This is a genomic window from Candidatus Nitrosopumilus sp. (assembly GCF_028278985.1).
GTDB lineage: Archaea > Thermoproteota > Nitrososphaeria > Nitrososphaerales > Nitrosopumilaceae > Nitrosopumilus.
On sequence record NZ_JANQTA010000014.1, the window covers coordinates 1 to 17,594 of the forward strand.

Annotated in this window: 23 protein-coding genes; 11 read left to right on the plus strand and 12 right to left on the minus strand. The window is 32.6% G+C overall.

The window, feature by feature from the left end; translation table 11 throughout:
• Positions 1 to 672 (plus strand): DUF5679 domain-containing protein (locus tag Q0941_RS04740; RefSeq protein ID WP_299291882.1); only part of this gene is annotated, 672 nt, incomplete at its 5' end.
• A gap of 11 nt (positions 673 to 683) precedes the next feature.
• Here the strand turns inward: Q0941_RS04740 and Q0941_RS04745 are convergent.
• Positions 684 to 1,157: a hypothetical protein gene (locus tag Q0941_RS04745; RefSeq protein ID WP_299291884.1), complete on the minus strand. Its 474-nt coding sequence runs from the start codon at positions 1,155 to 1,157 to the stop codon at positions 684 to 686.
• Between the two features lie 63 nt (positions 1,158 to 1,220).
• Positions 1,221 to 1,376 carry a hypothetical protein gene (locus Q0941_RS04750; RefSeq protein WP_299291886.1) on the minus strand — a complete coding sequence of 52 codons (156 nt, stop codon included), beginning with the start codon at positions 1,374 to 1,376 and terminating at the stop codon, positions 1,221 to 1,223.
• A gap of 88 nt (positions 1,377 to 1,464) precedes the next feature.
• Here Q0941_RS04750 and Q0941_RS04755 point away from each other — a divergent pair, with 88 nt between their 5' ends.
• Positions 1,465 to 1,674, plus strand: coding sequence for a hypothetical protein (locus Q0941_RS04755; RefSeq protein ID WP_299291888.1), 210 nt, complete (start codon positions 1,465 to 1,467; stop codon positions 1,672 to 1,674).
• Here the strand turns inward: Q0941_RS04755 and cyoE are convergent.
• From cyoE to asd, 3 genes are all read right to left on the minus strand, one after another.
• Positions 1,669 to 2,598 carry a heme o synthase gene (gene cyoE, locus Q0941_RS04760; RefSeq protein WP_299291890.1) on the minus strand — a complete coding sequence of 310 codons (930 nt, stop codon included), beginning with the start codon at positions 2,596 to 2,598 and terminating at the stop codon, positions 1,669 to 1,671. The two genes, Q0941_RS04755 and cyoE, sit on opposite strands and share 6 nt — an antisense overlap.
• A gap of 2 nt (positions 2,599 to 2,600) precedes the next feature.
• Positions 2,601 to 3,050: an Lrp/AsnC family transcriptional regulator gene (locus tag Q0941_RS04765; RefSeq protein ID WP_299291968.1), complete on the minus strand. Its 450-nt coding sequence runs from the start codon at positions 3,048 to 3,050 to the stop codon at positions 2,601 to 2,603.
• 89 nt (positions 3,051 to 3,139) lie between these two features.
• Positions 3,140 to 4,216: an aspartate-semialdehyde dehydrogenase gene (gene asd, locus Q0941_RS04770; protein WP_299291892.1), complete on the minus strand. Its 1,077-nt coding sequence runs from the start codon at positions 4,214 to 4,216 to the stop codon at positions 3,140 to 3,142.
• 84 nt (positions 4,217 to 4,300) lie between these two features.
• Here asd and Q0941_RS04775 point away from each other — a divergent pair, with 84 nt between their 5' ends.
• Genes Q0941_RS04775 through Q0941_RS04795 form a run of 5 tightly spaced genes read left to right on the plus strand, consistent with a single transcriptional unit; the run spans position 4,301 to position 8,483 of the window.
• On the plus strand, positions 4,301 to 5,380 hold the full coding sequence (locus tag Q0941_RS04775; RefSeq protein ID WP_299291894.1) for a histidinol-phosphate transaminase: 1,080 nt from the start codon (positions 4,301 to 4,303) through the stop codon (positions 5,378 to 5,380).
• Positions 5,377 to 6,216, plus strand: a complete 840-nt coding sequence (locus tag Q0941_RS04780) for a cobyric acid synthase (RefSeq protein ID WP_299291896.1) — start codon at positions 5,377 to 5,379, stop codon at positions 6,214 to 6,216. The genes Q0941_RS04775 and Q0941_RS04780 overlap by 4 nt, the downstream gene beginning before the upstream one ends.
• Positions 6,213 to 7,184, plus strand: coding sequence for a cobalamin biosynthesis protein (locus tag Q0941_RS04785; RefSeq protein ID WP_299291898.1), 972 nt, complete (start codon positions 6,213 to 6,215; stop codon positions 7,182 to 7,184). Before Q0941_RS04780 ends, Q0941_RS04785 begins: the two co-directional genes overlap by 4 nt.
• A complete protein-coding gene (cobS, locus tag Q0941_RS04790) occupies positions 7,177 to 7,902 on the plus strand; it encodes an adenosylcobinamide-GDP ribazoletransferase (RefSeq protein WP_299291900.1) in 726 nt (241 codons plus the stop codon). Before Q0941_RS04785 ends, cobS begins: the two co-directional genes overlap by 8 nt.
• Complete coding sequence (locus Q0941_RS04795) at positions 7,899 to 8,483, plus strand: NTP transferase domain-containing protein (RefSeq protein WP_299291902.1); 585 nt, start codon at positions 7,899 to 7,901, stop codon at positions 8,481 to 8,483. Before cobS ends, Q0941_RS04795 begins: the two co-directional genes overlap by 4 nt.
• Here the strand turns inward: Q0941_RS04795 and Q0941_RS04800 are convergent.
• Both Q0941_RS04800 and Q0941_RS04805 read right to left on the minus strand, forming a co-directional pair.
• Entirely contained in the window at positions 8,466 to 8,663 is a 198-nt protein-coding gene (locus tag Q0941_RS04800; protein WP_299291904.1) for a 30S ribosomal protein S27e, read from the minus strand. The genes Q0941_RS04795 and Q0941_RS04800 overlap by 18 nt on opposite strands.
• Complete coding sequence (locus tag Q0941_RS04805; protein WP_299291906.1) at positions 8,660 to 8,941, minus strand: 50S ribosomal protein L44e; 282 nt, start codon at positions 8,939 to 8,941, stop codon at positions 8,660 to 8,662. The genes Q0941_RS04800 and Q0941_RS04805 overlap by 4 nt, the downstream gene beginning before the upstream one ends.
• Before the next feature lie 117 nt (positions 8,942 to 9,058).
• Between Q0941_RS04805 and Q0941_RS04810 the strand changes: the two genes are divergently transcribed.
• The 4 genes from Q0941_RS04810 (at position 9,059) to Q0941_RS04825 (ending at position 14,081) form a co-directional block, all read left to right on the plus strand.
• Positions 9,059 to 10,774: an adenine deaminase gene (locus Q0941_RS04810; RefSeq protein WP_299291970.1), complete on the plus strand. Its 1,716-nt coding sequence runs from the start codon at positions 9,059 to 9,061 to the stop codon at positions 10,772 to 10,774.
• A gap of 43 nt (positions 10,775 to 10,817) precedes the next feature.
• Positions 10,818 to 12,440 (plus strand): thermosome subunit beta, encoded by a 1,623-nt coding sequence (thsB, locus tag Q0941_RS04815; protein ID WP_299291908.1) that lies wholly within the window; start codon positions 10,818 to 10,820, stop codon positions 12,438 to 12,440.
• A gap of 39 nt (positions 12,441 to 12,479) precedes the next feature.
• Positions 12,480 to 13,349, plus strand: a complete 870-nt coding sequence (locus Q0941_RS04820; RefSeq protein WP_367277472.1) for an ROK family protein — start codon at positions 12,480 to 12,482, stop codon at positions 13,347 to 13,349.
• 114 nt (positions 13,350 to 13,463) lie between these two features.
• Entirely contained in the window at positions 13,464 to 14,081 is a 618-nt protein-coding gene (locus Q0941_RS04825) for a hypothetical protein (protein ID WP_299291912.1), read from the plus strand.
• Here the strand turns inward: Q0941_RS04825 and Q0941_RS04830 are convergent.
• The 5 genes from Q0941_RS04830 to Q0941_RS04850 are packed head-to-tail and all read right to left on the minus strand — an operon-like array spanning position 14,078 to position 17,571.
• Positions 14,078 to 14,338, minus strand: coding sequence for a DUF2024 family protein (locus Q0941_RS04830; protein ID WP_299291914.1), 261 nt, complete (start codon positions 14,336 to 14,338; stop codon positions 14,078 to 14,080). The genes Q0941_RS04825 and Q0941_RS04830 overlap by 4 nt on opposite strands.
• Positions 14,339 to 14,341: 3 nt before the next feature.
• Positions 14,342 to 14,695: a hypothetical protein gene (locus Q0941_RS04835; protein WP_299291916.1), complete on the minus strand. Its 354-nt coding sequence runs from the start codon at positions 14,693 to 14,695 to the stop codon at positions 14,342 to 14,344.
• A gap of 8 nt (positions 14,696 to 14,703) precedes the next feature.
• Positions 14,704 to 16,227, minus strand: coding sequence for a glutamine-hydrolyzing GMP synthase (gene guaA, locus Q0941_RS04840; protein ID WP_299291918.1), 1,524 nt, complete (start codon positions 16,225 to 16,227; stop codon positions 14,704 to 14,706).
• A gap of 4 nt (positions 16,228 to 16,231) precedes the next feature.
• The gene (locus Q0941_RS04845) at positions 16,232 to 16,798 is read right to left on the minus strand and encodes a hypothetical protein (RefSeq protein WP_299291920.1); all 567 of its coding nucleotides are present in this window, start codon (positions 16,796 to 16,798) and stop codon (positions 16,232 to 16,234) included.
• A 35-nt stretch (positions 16,799 to 16,833) separates the two neighbouring features.
• On the minus strand, positions 16,834 to 17,571 hold the full coding sequence (locus tag Q0941_RS04850; protein WP_299291922.1) for a 6-hydroxymethylpterin diphosphokinase MptE-like protein: 738 nt from the start codon (positions 17,569 to 17,571) through the stop codon (positions 16,834 to 16,836).
• Positions 17,572 to 17,594: the final 23 nt, after the last annotated feature.

Below are 17,594 nucleotides of genomic sequence, written 5' to 3' on the forward strand. Positions count from 1 at the left end.
ACTCCCGAACCCCAAAGTCCAAGAGGTTCATTACCAAAAGAATCATCAGAAGAACTTGCTCAAGAATTGGATTTAGCTCCAGAACCTGTTACTGAAGAAACTCCAGAACCAAAAGAGGAAGAAGCTACCGAAGAACAATTAGCTTACTTGGAAAAACTCCAAGAACAAATTAATGATTTAGAGGGAATTCTTCAATCTCAATCAACTGAACCACAACCAGAGCCTGAACCAGAAGAGGAAGAAGCTACTCCAGAACAATTTTCTCAATTAGAATTACTTCAAGATCAAATTGATGAACTTGAGAAAGCAATCTCTAATAATGCAAAAAATCAATCATCAAAAAATGATTCAAGCTCACTTAACAATGTAAAAGAACTTGAGAAAGAAATTGAAAAATTAGAAGCAGCAGATGTTGAGCACGAAATTATTCAAAAACTTCAAAAACAAAATAAAAAATTAGATGCAATAGAGAAAAAACTCAATTCATCTCCAAAAACACAAGAAAAACCTGTTCAATTTGAAAATGTCCCTGAGGCCTACTGTGTTAAATGTAAAGCTAAGAGGCCCATTAGTGAACCTGAAGAAACGGTTATGAAAAATGGAAGACCTGCAATTAAAGGTCGTTGTTCAGTATGTAATTGTAAAGTTTTTCGAATAGGAAAAATGAAATAATTTTTTAGAATTTACATTTGTCCAGATTGCCACGCTTGATTGAATCTTTTAATGGCCTCTTGATATGCTTTAACAGAATCAGTTCCTGAGGTTTTCAAGAATCTCTCCCACTGTTCGTTAAATTTTTTCACTGATTCAATGTTTGTTTCTTTGAAAATGTTTTCCATCATCTTTGTTTGTTGCTTGATATATTCAGGTCCTATTTCTTCCCAAGTGTTTTCCCAACTTGAGCTAACTTTCTTCAATAATTCAGCATCCGATTCTAGAGCTTTTTGACATGCGTCATGATATGTCATCAATGTTTCATTAGTAGCCTTTTGCCATTGTGCTAGAGATTCCTTCCATCCATTTAATGCGGCATTATACTCTCTCCATGCTTTGTCAAATTCTGGTTTTTTTGAGGCTGCTTTGGCTTGCTTTTTTGGTTTTGCAGCTGCTTTTTTTGTGGGTTTTTTCTTTGCTGTAGTCTTTTTCTTTGCTGCCATAAATTCATTGAAAAAAGGTAGATGTTAAATCTTTCAACACTTTCATTGTTTGAAAAACAGGAATTAGATTTGAGATGCTTTAGTAAATTTTGTGGGATGAGTCTCATTTTTTGAGATAAACAATTCATAATGCTTTTTACAAAGATTTCTAGTTTCTCTGAAACTAATTTTAACTGTTTTAATTGATTGTAATTTACATTCTGAAATACTGCACTGCATGAATGATTTTTGAGATCTTTTCTAATAAAACTTTGAAATAATGATATAACCTGGCTAGATTTTTATCAATGAAATTATCATGAATTTTATGGATGATGATGAGAAAGGAAAACGATTCTTAGAATTAATTGATGAACAAAGTAATCTTCAGTGGAGTATTGTATCCAAAGTTTCAGCCTTGATCAAATCTGAATGGCAATCTTCAAACTTACAAAATGAGTTGAAAGAACTGGTTCAAAAACATGAATCAATTACAAAAGAATTGAACAGTTTAGATGAAAATAACAGCATGTTATAGTGCTGAATCTACCATTAATGCAATAAACAATACTGCAAGATATGGACTAGAGAATTTGAATAAAGTCCAAGAAGCTTTTTCCATTGGTTTTGCAATTACCCAGGCTGATAATGCAACCATTAATGCCCCTGATGCAATAGCAGTCCATAGATATACTCCTCCAATCATTGGTTCACCATTTTCTGTAGTGATGAAGAATGGTGCAATTGAGAACAGTACCATGACTACTGTTGATAATGCAATAGCTCTTGCTGATGTTTTCTCAGACTGTACAGCAGTTAACATTGGGACGTTTACTTTATTGTAATCTTCTTTGAAATGTAGAGTTAATGCCCAAATGTGCATTGGAATCCAAATAAACACTAATCCTGCCATTGCAAGTCCCATAGTCCACAAATCTGACATTGTAACTGCAACCCATCCAATCATTGGTGGTGAACCTCCACATAAACCTCCGAGAATAATGTTTGTTCTTGAATTTCGTTTTAATGCATACGAGTAAACAAGAATGTTGTTTAGTAATCCAAACGCAATAAATGCAGTAGCCCATAGTCCTTGTTCCAAAGTTGTTGTAAAAGAAATTCCAAATGCCAAAACTAATGAAATTCCTGCTAAAGCTAATCCAAAGTTTCTTGCTTTTACAGCTGGATAGATCCTTTTTGATGGAAGTGGTCTTCCTTTTGTTCTTTCCATAATTGCATCAATATCTCTATCATGATAATTTGTCAAAGTATTTGCTGCTGCAGAACCAGCTGCAACTGAAAATATCATTAATGCCCAAGTTGGAAGAGAAATTTCAATTCCATAAATATTGGATGCAGTTAAAGCTGCTCCAAATGCTGTAAATACTAACAAATACCAAATTTTTGGTTTTGTTAATTCATAATATACTGCAACACGGGATTCAGACTTTTGTTTTTGCAATATTATTCACTATCCTTTGATGGCATATATGGCATTGCTTTTGTTCGTGATTTCATCTCGATAAATGACTCTGAAGATTGGATCCCTTCAATTCTTCCTATTTTTTCAGAAACCATTTTGTGCATTTGATCCAAAGATCTTGAATACATTGTTACAAGAATATCAAATCTTCCTGTGACTTCGGCTACTTCTCTTACTCCATCAATTTTGAATAATTCATCAATAATATGATCTCGTTTTTTAGTATCCATGTTAATTCCCGTAAGGGCTTTTACATTATAGCCTAATTCAGGATCATTTACTACAATTGTAAATCGCTCAATTAACTTTCTTTTCACCAGTCTCTTAATTCTAGAATAAACAACTGATGAATTGACATTGATCTTTTTTGATAATCGTGGTACAGAAATTGAAGCATCATTAGATAATTCTGATAAAATCTGTAAATCCAGATCATCAACTTTTGCCGTTCAAAACACCCGAGTCGATCTAGATTTCTGGTTCTTATAAAGTTATTATTGAAAAAATTGCAAAAAAATGTCTAAATTTTACCTTTTTTGTATAGCATTTCTGCTAACAAAACTGCACCTTTTGCAGAACCCATTTTCTTGTTGTGTGAGAACAACATGTACTTTAGTCCTTTATCGAACAACTCTTCTTTCTCAACTCTACCAATTGTTGTAGTCATTCCATCTCCTACTGATCTTTCCATTCTTGGTTGAGGTCTTGTAGGATCTTCATGAAATGCATAGTACTCTTTTGGAGCTGATGGTAATCCTTCAACAGAAATACTTTGGTTGTAACTATTGTAAAGCTCTTTTGCTTTTGAAGGATCAATATCTTCTGATGTTTCTACAAAGACAGATTCAGTATGTCCATCAATTACTGGAACTCTTGTACATGTACAACTAACTCTAATATCAGCATCCTCAATCTTTCCATCCTTTAGTTTTCCTAAAATTTTTCTTGTTTCTAGTCTGACTTTACCTTCTTCTTTAGGAATGTATGGCAAGATGTTATCTGTAATGCCCATTGCTGAAACACCTGATTTTCCACCACCTGAAATTGCTTGCATTGAAGTCATCATGACTTTCTTTGCACCATATTTTTCAAGTAATGGTTTTAGTGTAATTGCTAATCCTGTAGTAGTACAGTTTGGTAATGGTGCAACAAATCCTTTCCAGTTACGGTTTTTCTTTTGAGTCTCAATCAATTCTGCTTGTTCATCATTTACTCCTGGAATGAGAATAGGAACATCTTCTTCGTATCTGTATGCAGAACTAGTTGAAACAACTGGTAATTCAGCTGCCATTTTAGTTTCAATATCTCTTGCAGCCTGTGACTCTACTGCTGAAAATATCAGGTCTAATTGTGATGTGTCTAACTCGTCAATTTTTTTGACAGTCATTGATTTGATGTAATCTGGGATTTCGCCACCGACATCCCACATGATAATTCCGCCTTCATTTCGAATGGCATCAAGATAATTCTTACCTGCTGAGCGCTCAGATGCAGCAATTTGTGTTACTTCAAACCATGGATGGTTGTTTAAGGATTGAACAAACTCTTGTCCTACCGATCCGGTAACCCCGATGATTGCTACTCTTTTTTTATCCATAATATTGGTAAATGATCGCTTTCAATTAATAATCGTTTTCTGAATTACCAAAACATACTAAATCGCCTAAACCCATTTTGAACTGTGAAAATAACGGTAAAATCCTCTATTGTGAAACATTCTCCAATATCTCATGGTGGCAAAAATTCCAGAAATCTTGATTCTGATGTACTGGATTTCAGCTCAAATGTGAATCCCTTAGGATGTCCAAAATCTGTAAAAAATCAACTAAAGGCAAATATCACAAAAATTGAGGATTATCCAGATTTTGATTCTGATTCACTCATTTCAAGCCTCAAAAAATATACAAAATTTGAAAAATCCCATATTGTTGTAGGCAATGGTGCCGTTGAATTAATCTATAATTTTTGTTCAGCATTCATATCAAAGAATTCTAAAGTCTTGATTGCAGTTCCAACTTTTCAAGAATATGAATCAGCTTCTTTACTAAACAATGCATCCTTAACTTTTTTCAAATCTATGGATCTAGCACAAGATCTTGATTCATTTATTTCAAAAATCCCAAAAAAAGGATTTGTGTTTATTTGTAATCCGAATAATCCTACTGGAACAATACTCTCACGTAAACAAATGTGTAAAATCATTTCTGCAGCAAAAAAATTATCAACATTAGTATTTGTTGATGAATGCTTTATTGAGATGGTTCCAAATTCAAATGAATCGATTTTAAATGACATTAAAAAATTTGATAATTTGTTTGTTTTAAGATCTCTTACAAAATCATTTGGAATACCTGGAATTAGAATTGGCTATGCCATTAGTTCTAAAAATATAATTTCAATAATGAAAAAGATCAAAATCCCATGGAGTGTAAATTCCTTAGCACAAGATGCTGGAATCACTGCACTATCAAACAAAGAATACCTAACTACTTCCAAAAAATTAATTCAACAAGAAAATAATTTTCTTCAAAATAAAATTAACAGCATCGATGGCTTTCATTGTTATGATTCAGCTACAACTTTTATTTTAATTAAAACCAAAAAGAATTCTACACTATTACAAAACAAATTATTAAAAAAGAAAATATTAATTCGTGATTGTAAAAATTTTCGTGGATTAAACAGTAATTATATTCGAGTAGCAATAAAATCTCATAAAGAAAACCTAAAACTTGTTTCAGCTTTGGAGAGTTTGAAATGAAATCATTAATGATTCAGGGAACTTCTTCTGGTTCGGGTAAAACAACTATGGTGGCTGCATTATGCCGAATCTTTTCTGACATGGGATATCGTGTAGCTCCATTCAAATCTCAAAATATGTCAAATTATGCCTATTCTACGCCTAATTTTGAGATTTCACGAGCACAAGCCATTCAGGCTATAGGTGCCAGATGTGAAATTACACCAAAACTAAACCCCATTTTACTAAAGCCGCTTGGAAATTACTATAGCATGGTGTATCTTGATGGAAAGCGATACAAGAAAATGCATGCAAAAGACTACTATGAAAAATTTGTTAATTCCAAAGGTATGAAGACTGCAACTGATTCTTTGAAAACTTTGCAGAAAAATTTTGATTTTGTAATTTTAGAGGGTGCAGGATCTCCTGCTGAAATTAATTTACAAAAATATGACATTGCAAATATGAAAATTGCATCAAAGGCAAATGCATCTGTTCTTTTAGTCTCTGATATTGATAAAGGTGGATCTTTTGCAAGTATTGTCGGTACGATATCTTTAATTGAAAAAAAATATCAAAAGCTTGTTCAAGGATTTATTTTTAATAAATTCCGTGGAGATATTGATGTCTTAAAACCAGGATTCTCAAAACTCAAAAAAATTACAAAGATACCTACCTTAGGAACCATTCCTACAATTGAAATTGGATTACCTGAAGAAGACTCACTTCATGCAAATCCAAAAAACATTTCTTGGAATAAGAAAAATCTTTCAAAAATTGATAATCAATTAGATAAACTTGCAAAAACTGTCAAATCTAATCTAGATATTAAAGCAATAGAGAGGATGATTAAATGATTCTAGAATCTATTTTGATAATTGGATTTGCAATATTATTAGATTTTAAGTTTGGTGATCCTAAAAGTAAGTTTCATCCCACTGCATGGATAGGAAATTTGATTGCAAAGTTAGTTCCAACTGCAAAAAATCCAAATCATATTGTTGAAAAAATTGGAGGAATCATGATTCTAAGTATTACTGCAGGAATTGTCTTCATTATAACTTCTGGAATAGTTTATGGTTTTTCACTTATTTCGGATTATTTTGTTTCAGTAATTGTTTCTGTAATAGTTGGTGGTATTTTGGTGAAAACTACATTTGCAATTCGTGGTATGGAAAATCATGCAAAAGCAGTTTTAGATTCTCTTGATGCAAACAAACTAGAAAATGCAAGGGACAATCTATCCATGATTGTCAAGCGTGATACCTCAAAATTGGACCAAAATCATGTAATTTCAGGCGTGTTGGAGAGCATTAGTGAAAATACTGTAGATGGAATCACAGGTCCAATGTTTTATTATGCATTATTTGGACTACCCGGAGCATTTGTCTATAGAGTTGTTAATACTGCAGATTCCATGATAGGTTACAAAACTGATTTATTCAAAAACATTGGTTGGTTTACTGCAAAGTGTGATACTGTTCTTAATTACATTCCTTCAAGACTTACAGGATTTCTGATGATAATTGCAGCGGCTCTATTACAAAATAATTGGAAAGAGTCCTACAAGATCATGGTTAGAGATGGACGAAAAACCGAAAGTCCAAATGCTGGATATCCAATGGCAGCATTAGCTGGTGCTTTAGGTACCAAATTTGAAAAAATTGATCATTACCAGTTAGGTGATGGGGAAATTCCATTGTCTAAAAAGCATGTTTATTCTGCAATTTCATTAATGAAAATTACTTCATTGTTGTTTTTTGGAATTGTTGTAATTCCAATAATTACTATTTTGTCTATGTTGGGATGGTGGATTCATGCTTAAAGAAATTGGATCTGTTTTTTCATTTCTCACTATATTCCCATCATCAAATGCAACAATAGAAAATATTGCAAAATACATGTATGTATTTCCAATTGTAGGTATTGTTATAGGACTGTTAATTGGTTCATTTGGATTTGGTTTATCATTTGTCTTTGATCCATTGCTTGTTAGTTTACTAGTTGTTGCATCTTTAGCAATCGTAACTGGAATTCATCATGCAGATGGATTAGCTGATTTTGCAGATGGATTGATGGTTAAAGGAAGTAAAGATAAGAAAATTTCTGCAATGAAGGATCTAAACACAGGTTCTGCTGGAATTGTAGCTATTGTGTTGTATTTGGTTGGATTAATCATGACAATTTCATTAACCTCTGGATTTGATTTATTCAAAGCAATTCTCATCAGTGAAATTCTTGCAAAATTCTCAATGGTACTGATGGCAAGCTTGGGAAATTCTGCTTCTCTAGGCTCGAGTTCTCCCTTTGTATCCATAATGAAAGATAAACGAAAACTTGCTGCAGCATTTTTGATAATGATTATTCCAGTACTGTTGATTGGTGAAACAACAGGCTTGATCATGCTTGGAGTAACAGTAACTTTAACGCTATTCATACTAGCCATTTCTACTCGTAGTTTTGGCGGAATTACTGGCGATGTCCTTGGAGCATCAAATGAACTTAGTAGGTTGGCATCATTGATGGTGTTTGTTTCTATATGATTGGAATAATCATGGCTGGAGGCAAAGGCTCTAGAATGAATTTAGATCGTGAAAAATTACTACTCAAATACAAAAAACCTGTAATTCTTCATGTAGTAGATTCTCTAAAACAATCAAATTGTTTTTCAAAAATTATTGCAATTACTAGTAGTAATTCCCCTCAGACAAAACAATTTTTAGAACAAAATAACATAGATACTCTTAATTCTTCAGGAGATGGATATGTTGAAGATCTTAATGTAGTATTACAAAAATTTGATGAAGATATTTTTGTTACATCTGGAGATTTACCTCTATTAGATTCATCTATTGTTCAAAAAATCTGTAATCTTTATGATTCTGAAAACATTTGGACAAGCATACTGGTTTCTAAACAGTTTTTAGATAATTTAGGTACGAAATCTGATTTTACAGTTACATGTAACAATAAAGAATGTAGTTATTCGGGAATCTCTATGATAAATTCTAAAAAAATCAATTCATTAGATAACATTGAAGAAAAAACTATCATTATAGATGATAAAAGAATTGGACTAAATCTAAATACCAAAGACGATTATCTTTTACTCGGCACTGCCTGAGATTTTACCATTAATTTTTGCTTTAGAACCAGTAGCTTCGGCAATTGTGTTTCCACATGAATTACATGCAACAGCAGTTGAAGCATGTGAATAAACTACTTGGACTTCACCACACTCATTACAATTGACTTTTTGGAATTTGCTTGATGGTTTTGGAATTTCAATATGATCTTTTTTCATGCTGCCACCAACTCAAATTTCTTAATTCTAATTCCAGGCTTGTTGAATTTCTTTTTACAAGCGGTACATGTCAAAATAGGAGTAACTTTCTTTGTAACTTTGGCTGGTTTTGCAAGTTTTGGGAATTTTTGTCCACCATAACCCTTTTTTCTTTCAGCGTGTCTACGCTCACCTCTTGCTGAACCTCTTCTCTTTCCAGCCTTGTAAATGGAGATCTTGTGGTCTTCGTGTGTCTTACACTTAGAACAGTACTTTCTGATCACCTTTGGAATGTTCATATCAACAAAACCTTCTGACCCGTAATTTAAGCATTGAATCTATAATAGGCATAAATTTCAATCAAAAATGTGAATTCAAGCCTAGCCAATTCAATTTCTTCATTGAATTCTGTTGCAATGGGTGACAAAAAAGCCGATCTAATTTTAAAAAATTGTAATTTACTTTCTGTTTATACTAGAGAAATAATTCCTAAAACTCAGGTTGCTATAGTTGATGATAGGATTGCATATGTTGGACCCGATGCATCGCATGCAATAGGATCAAAAACAAAGATTATTGATGTGAAAAATAAATTTGTCAGTCCTGGATTTGCAGATCCTCATTTACACATTGATCAATTTGTCTTACCTTCAGAATTTGCAAAACAGGCTTTGTTGTGCGGTGTTACATCACTTTTTTCTGATCCTATTGATGTCGTAAGTGTTGGTGGAAGCAGAGGATTTCAAGAATTTTTAAGACTTGGTGAAGATTTGCCAATTAGAATTTTCCAAGTTGTTCCTGGAGGATTACCTGTCGATGCAAAATTTAGCAATAGTAAAACAATGTCATTATCCCAAGAAAAATCTGCCATTAAACATCCTCATGTTCTTGGATTAGGAGAAGTATTTTCTTGGACTAAAGTAACTTTACGAGAACCAAAAACAATGAAATCTCTTTCTACTATGTTAGAGTGTGATTGTATTATTAATGGTCACACAGCAGGTGCAAGTGATAAAAAACTCAATGCATATGTTTCCTCTGGTGTTTTATCATGTCATGAACCAATTAATTTTGATCAAGTCTTAGAGAGATTACGTCTTGGAATGTGGATTATGATTAGAGAAGGCTCAATTAGACGTGATCTTAAAGAAATCATTCCAAGAGTATTATCTCATGGAACTTATCTAAATCGTCTAATGTTTTGTTCAGATGGTCTGGATCCATTGGACCTTTCGAAATTTGGTCATATTGATCATTGTATTAGAGAATCCATAAAGCTTGGATTAGAACCAATTGATGCAATTTCTATGGCTTCAAAAAATAATTTTGATTACTATAACATGAGCAAAGATCTTGGAGGAATTGCTCCTGGAAAATTAGCTGATATTCTAATCTTCAAAGATTTGAAATCATTTAGACCTACACAAGTATTTGTTGGAGGAAAATTAATCATTTCAGATGGAAAGTTTGTAACTCCAATAAAGAAGAAAACTATTCCTTCTTGGATAAAAAATACTGTAAAACTAAACAAATTCTCTAAAAAAAGCTTTGAAATCAAATCAAAGAAAAATCAAGTTACAGCAAATACAATTTCAATGCTAACTGAAATTATTACCAAAATTGGTTCAGTTGAACTTCAAGCAAAAGACGGTTTAGTTTCAGCATCTTTGGATTCTGATGTATGGAAAGTAGCTGCTTTTGATCGTACTCATGGAACAAAACGTCATTCAATAGGATTTTTAGAAAATTTTGGAGCTGAAATTGGAGCTTTTGCCTCTACATGGAGTTTTCATGAAAATGATATGATTGTAATTGGTTCAAATGATTCTGATATGGCTACTGCTGCAAATCATATTATCAAAAATCAAGGGGGACTGGTTGTAGTAAAATCTGGAAAAATTCTTTCATCATTACCATTACAATTTGCTGGAATTGTTTCTACTGACTCATTTGAGAAAGTCTCCAGCAATTTTGAAAAAATTAATAATTCTATTGTTGATTCTGGATGTAAATTTCCTAGACCTCATCTAATTCCATTATTCTTACCATTTTTGGCATTACCTTCTGTTCGAATTTTGTCAAGTGGAATCGTTGATGTCAAAAAACGTCAATACATTGAGCCGATCTACTAAGTAATGTTAAAAAGGGGGATTCAGGGGATGGATGCTGAATCTAATGGCATCAATTCAACAAGGACCAAATGGACCTGTACTAGTTCTCAAAGAGAGTGCTTTACAGCAAAAAGGCAAAGATGCTCAACAAAATAACATTGCTGCAGCAAAATTGGTTGCAGAGTTAGTTAAGAGTAGTCTTGGACCAAGAGGACTAGATAAAATGTTAGTTGATTCTTTAGGTGATGTTACAATTACAAATGATGGGGCAACAATTCTCAAAGAAATTGATGTACAGCATCCTGCAGCCAAGATGATGGTTGAAATCTCAAAAACTGTTGATAATGAAGTAGGTGATGGAACTACATCTTCAGTTGTCTTTGGTGGAGCTTTATTGGCAAGAGCAGAAGACTTGCTCAAAAAAGATGTTCATTCTTCAACAATAGTTGAAGGTTTTCAGACAGCAGCAGAAAAAACACTTGAAATCTATTCTGAATTATCAAAGAAAATTAAATCAGATGATAGAGAATCATTACTAAAAATTGCAACTACTAGTATGCAATCAAAATTAATTTCAGAAGACAGTGATACTTTATCAAAAATCGTTGTTGATTCCATTCTAAGTATTGCCACAAAAAAAGGTGATGAGTATTCAGTTGATTTAGAAAACATCAAAGTAGAAAAGAAATCTGGTGGCTCTATTCAGGATACTCAAATTGTAAAAGGCATTGTTCTTGACAAAGAAATTGTTCATAGTGGAATGCCAACAAAAATTGAAAAAGCAAAGATTGCATTGTTGAACTCTGCATTAGAAATTGAAAAAACTGAGATGAGTTCTGAAATTAGAATTACTGATCCAACTCAAATGCAGATGTTCTTAGAAGAAGAAAACAGAATGCTCAAGACTATGGTTGATAAACTTCATGATGTTGGAGTTAATGTTTTAATTTGTCAAAAAGGAATTGATGATATTGCACAACATTATCTTGCAAAACATGGAATAATGGCAGTTCGTCGTGTAAAAGAAAGTGATATGATTAAACTTTCAAAAGCTACTGGCGGTCGTGTAATTAGTAATCTTGATGATCTTTCAGAAAAAGATCTTGGTACTGCAGATATAGCTCATCAAAAGAAAGTTGAATCTGACAAATGGGTTTTCATTGAAGGTTGCAAACATCCACAATCTGTTACATTGCTAATTAGAGGTGGTTCTCAAAGAGTAATTGATGAGGTAGACCGCTCAATTCATGATTCCTTGATGGTTGTTAAAGATGTAATTGAAAAACCAGAAATTGTTGCTGGTGGTGGTGCTCCTGAATCATTTGCAGCATCTCAACTCAAAGATTGGGCTGATAATTTTGATGGTAGAGAACAACTTGCAATCAAAAAATATGCTGAGGCACTAGAAACAATTCCACTAACAATTGCTGAAAATGCAGGTATGGATCCAATTGATACTATGGCAAATCTTCGTGCAAAACAAAACCAAGGTAGAAAATGGACTGGAATAGATGCTCGAAACACAAAGATTGCCGATATGCTAGGAATTGATGTAGTTGAACCAATTGCAGTTAAGGAACAAATTATCAAATCTGCAACTGAAGCAGCTTGCATGATTCTTAGAATTGATGATGTTATTGCTGTATCTGGCGCACCAGGCGGCGGCGGAATGCCTCCAATGGGTTAGAATTTCTTAAAACTTAAGCCTGTTAATTTTTAATTGAATTTGTTGCATAGAGTAGGTGTTGATTTAGGTGGAACAAAAATTGAAGCTATTTTACTTGATGAAAATCTTAACACTATAGAACGTAAACGAATCCCCACCCCAAAAAATGATTATGAAGAAATAATTTCTTCAATTACTAATTTAGTTTCAGAAATAACTTCTAATGTTTCTGATTTTACTTTTGGAATTTGCACTCCTGGTGCAATATCAAAACAAACAGGTAAAATGAAAAATAGCAATACACAATGTCTTATAGGAAAATCTATTCAAAATGATTTGGAAAATAGATTAGGAATAAATGTTTTTCAAGAAAATGATGCAAATTGCTTTGCAATGGCCGAAGCTACAATGGGTTCGGCAACAAATCATTCTATGGTTTTTGGAGTAATAATGGGAACCGGTGTTGGAGGTGGAATTGTAATTGATAAAAAAATACATGCAGGTAGAAATCTAATTGCAGGTGAATGGGGACATCACATTTTGCATACTAATGGAAACCCATGTTATTGTGGAAAATTAGGCTGTGTTGAGGCTTATCTTAGTGGACCTGCATTAGAATTAAGATGGACTAGTCTTTCAAACGAATCAATTCAACTTCCAGATATTTTAACAAAATTGGATTCAGATATTGGGATTCAATGGAAAACAGAATTTTTAGAAAATTTTGGTATTGCATTAGCCAATGTTATTGATATTCTAGATCCTGATGCTATAGTACTTGGAGGTGGTTTGTCCAATATTGATTTTCTTTATTCCTTAGGTAAAGAAAACGTCTATGAAAAAGTCTTTTCAGACCACATTGATACGCCTATAATCAAAAATTCACTAGGTGATTCAGCAGGCGTATTTGGTGCAGCCTTGCTACCATAATTTCCAAATTGGAATCGTTTAGTCAAATAAATTGTAGACTATAGATATATCCACAGAAAAATAATAAAAATTAATAATATGATGCCTCAAAAATTTACAATCTTCTTTTCGTTATTGTTATTGATTCCAATTGGAACAGTTTTCGCTGATGAAGAGTTACCAATAATTTCAATTAATTTTCTTTCTGGTGATACAATTGATCTGGATGAGAGTCCTCAAATGCTTAGAGCTGAAATTGAAATTGAAAACTATAATCCTCAAGATGGATATCATTTCATGCAAATAATTAGATTAAATGATGGAGAAATAATCAAAGACACAGAGATTATGCCAAAAGTCATTGATGATGACGTATATGGAGTTCAAGTATTGCACTATCTTGAACAAGTTGACGATGAATCTGAATTAATTGGAGATTATGGATTTAGAGTTTATTCTGAATATGGTCCAAGTGAAGCTGTTTCTACATTTTCAATTATCAAATCAAGCATGCCTATTGTTACATCAGGAACTCTTGAGCAATTAGAAACTATTGAAGATACTACTGAAGAAATAACAGAAGATTCAACTGAAGAAATTACAGAAGAATTAGTTGTATCAGAATCTAAAATCCCATCATGGGTTCATGATATTTTTGTGTGGTATGCAAATGAAACTATATCAGAAACTGAACTTCTTTCAGCTTTAGAATATTTAATTTCTCAAGGAACAATTGATGTAAATTTATCTTAGTTTGGACATCCTTCCATTTTTGAAATAAAATAACCGTTAGTCATAATTTCAATTTCAATATCTTCTGGAACTGATTGCGTATGACAAAATTTACATTCTTCTGTAGTAACTTTTGATGATTCTTCACCAATTAATTTTAGCCATTCTTTTGCAAAGGAAATTGCTTTTTCAGTGTCATTTTTGTCAGTTACTACATCAAAATGCATGGTGTGGCCATCTTTAGCCTTAACATATGTATCAAAAACATGAAAGTCCATATCTTAGTTGTAATTTTCCTTTATTTTTAGGATTTTATCTACTATGATATTAACATCTGCATCTAATTCTGTACTCACCAAGATTAATCCTGCTCCTCCTATAGGAATTGTAATGCGATAAATTTTTTCATATTTTGCAAGTGCAAAAATAGGTTTTCCAATTTTCTCAGATGTCTTCTTACGTGTTGACCATCTGTATACAGCTTGAGAAAGAGAAGTTTCTGTTTCTTCACGTGATAAATAATTTTCAACTCCATCTCTCATCTTATCATAAAGTTCACCAAAATCATAAATTCCTATATAACGAATTTTTGAATCACAATCTAAGATCTCATCACAAATTTTTTCATATTCCATAATTATCACTATTGGGGTTCAATTGTTGCTGGGGGTTTGCTGGAAATTGTATATGTTACCCAAGTAACATCTTCAATTTCATTTGTAATTCTATTACTTATTTTTTCTAATAATCCATGTGGTAATCTCGTCCAATCAGCTGTCATTGCATCAATTGAATCAACAACCCTAATCATAACTATGTTGCCGTATTTCCTTTCATCTCCAACTACTCCCACTGCTCTATCATCACCAACTGCAGCATATGCCTGCCAAACTTTACTGTACAAATTTGCTTCAAGTAATTCATCCTCAACAATTTTACTTGCAATTTTACAAATCTCAAGTTTTGAAGGGGTTACTTCTCCAATAATTCTTACAGACAAACCCGGACCTGGGAATGGATGTCTCATGAATAATTTTTCTGGGACGTTGAGAATTTTTGCAATTTGTCTTACTTCATCTTTGTATAATTCTCTTAGTGGCTCTAAAATTTCTAAGTTTAACCATTCAGGTAATCCTCCTACATTATGATGTGATTTTATTACAGCTGCAGGTCCTTTAGAGACTCCACTTTCTATAACATCTGGATACAGAGTACCTTGTGCTAGCCATTTGAAAGGCCCACTTTTTTCAGCAAAATTGGTAAAAACACGCACAAATTCTTCTCCAACAATCTTTCTCTTCTCTTCAGGATCTGAAATTCCCTTTAACTTTCCAAGAAACTCCTGAGATGCATCAACAGGTGAAAAATTTACTTTGAAATTATCTCTGAACATTTCTTCAATTTCTTTTTCTTCATTCAGTCTTAGTAATCCATTATTTACAAAAACACATTTGAGTCGATCTCCTATTGCTTTGTGAATTAATAATGCTGCAACTGTTGAATCTATACCTCCACTAACTCCACACAAAACATTACCTTCGATTTTTGAAATTTTTTCAACAGATGACTCTATGAAACCTTCCATTGTCCATTCTTGTTTTGCATTACAAACTTTTAACACAAAATTTTTGAGAATTTCAGTTCCTTGTTCTGTATGCACAACTTCAGGATGAAACTGTATTCCATACACTGATTTTTCTTCAGAAGCAATAGCAGCAGCTTTTGCACTTTCAGTATGTCCAATTACTTGGAAACCTGGGGGAATTTGTTCAGCTTCATCACCATGACTCATCCATGCTCGTACTGATTCTCCTACACCATTGAGAAGATCCTTATCATTGTCAATTGTTAATAGTGAAGAACCGTATTCTTTGTTTGCTCTTTTTACTTTTCCTCCATATTTGTTTACGATTAATTGATGACCGTAACAAATTCCTAGTAATGGCAAATTCATTTCAAAAATCTTATTTTCAGGCATTGGAGCCTCTGAACTATACACACTTGAAGGACCTCCTGAAAAAATTATGCCTTTAGGATTATGTTTTTGTAATTCTTCATAACTAATGTCAAATGGAACTAGCTCTGCATAAACAGAAAACTCTCTTATTCTTCTACAGATTAGATGGCTATATTGAGAACCAAAATCTAAAACAACAATCTTATCCATGTAATCACTTGTTAATGTTTTCAAGCATTCTTGTTAATGACCATCCTGCAGTGTTGATTAATTCATTAACTCTTTCTTTTTGACGATAATTTTTGATAATAATTTCTCGAATATCTGAGCCATTTTTGTTGATTATGTAATCTATGACTGATTCCCTTTGTATGGTGCCATTTTCAGCCTCAACAGTATCCTTTTTCTTCATTTCTCCAATAATTCTATCTAAAAAGAATGATTTGAAAGGTGGAGTTTCAGCATCAATTTCAACATCATCGCCTAGAACAATTGACACCTGTTCAGGAGTAACGTAAGCATTTGCAATAATTTTTCCATCATTACCTTGCTTAATTGGAATAGAGTTTTCAGTAGATTTTTGAGGAATCTCTTTAGATACCACTTTCTTAACTCTGCCTAGTTGTGATGCTTTAGTAAAACTAGATTCTTTTAATGTAAGATCTAAAATTGTCAAATTTTTTTCGAGCAAATCGATCTTTTTTTGATGTTTTTCAATCTGCTCGATCAAATTTTCTTTCAAGGCAACAATGTCTTTCATTTGCTCCTCTGAGAATTTCATACTCTGATAAATGCCTGATGGGTATTAAATGCATTCTAGGTAATTATAATATCTACTTCTTTCAAAGAGATTTTTTTAAATCCCTTTATTGGTCGTGAGACCGTGAATAACTCTGATTTTGTAAAGGATGAAAGCCAAGTTAGCAGTTCTTCACCTTTCTTTAATTTTTTAAGTTTGATTTTTCTATCTGATTTTTTTGTTAAAGAATATCTTCCAATTTTCTCCCCAAAATCCATTCCTACTAAAATAATTTTTTTAGCACGAAAATGATTTGCTAAGAAAACACATCTGTCCCCATCTGTGAATCCTCCAAAATTTCTAATTTTCTTGTAATGTTTTGATTGAGTTGTCCCGACACAATTTTTAAATTTTTTTACCATGTTTAGGTTGTCAAAATTATCTTCATGTGCATGTACAACCATAATGCAATTTGTTTTTCCAATTTGTTCTAAACTTTCTTTGTCCCCATCTAGATCTGTAACAACTATGTCTGGAATAATTTTATTTTCTAATAGTGGTTTTAATGCACTATCTGCAACAATTTTGATAGTTTTTTTCATTTTTTTTAATTTAGGTATGCATCGTGATAATGATGGTCCTGCGCCTATAACAATCACATTTTGTTGTTTAATTTTTTTAGAAATTTTTTCATAATTACTTGATTTCTTCAAAATTGAATCTAAATATTTTGCAGATTCTCTATCTTTATTCTCATTATACATGAACTCTTTAAGAATTTCAGAATACTTTGTTTTCCACCCTGAAATCATCATATCACTCAAATTGGCTTAGTTTA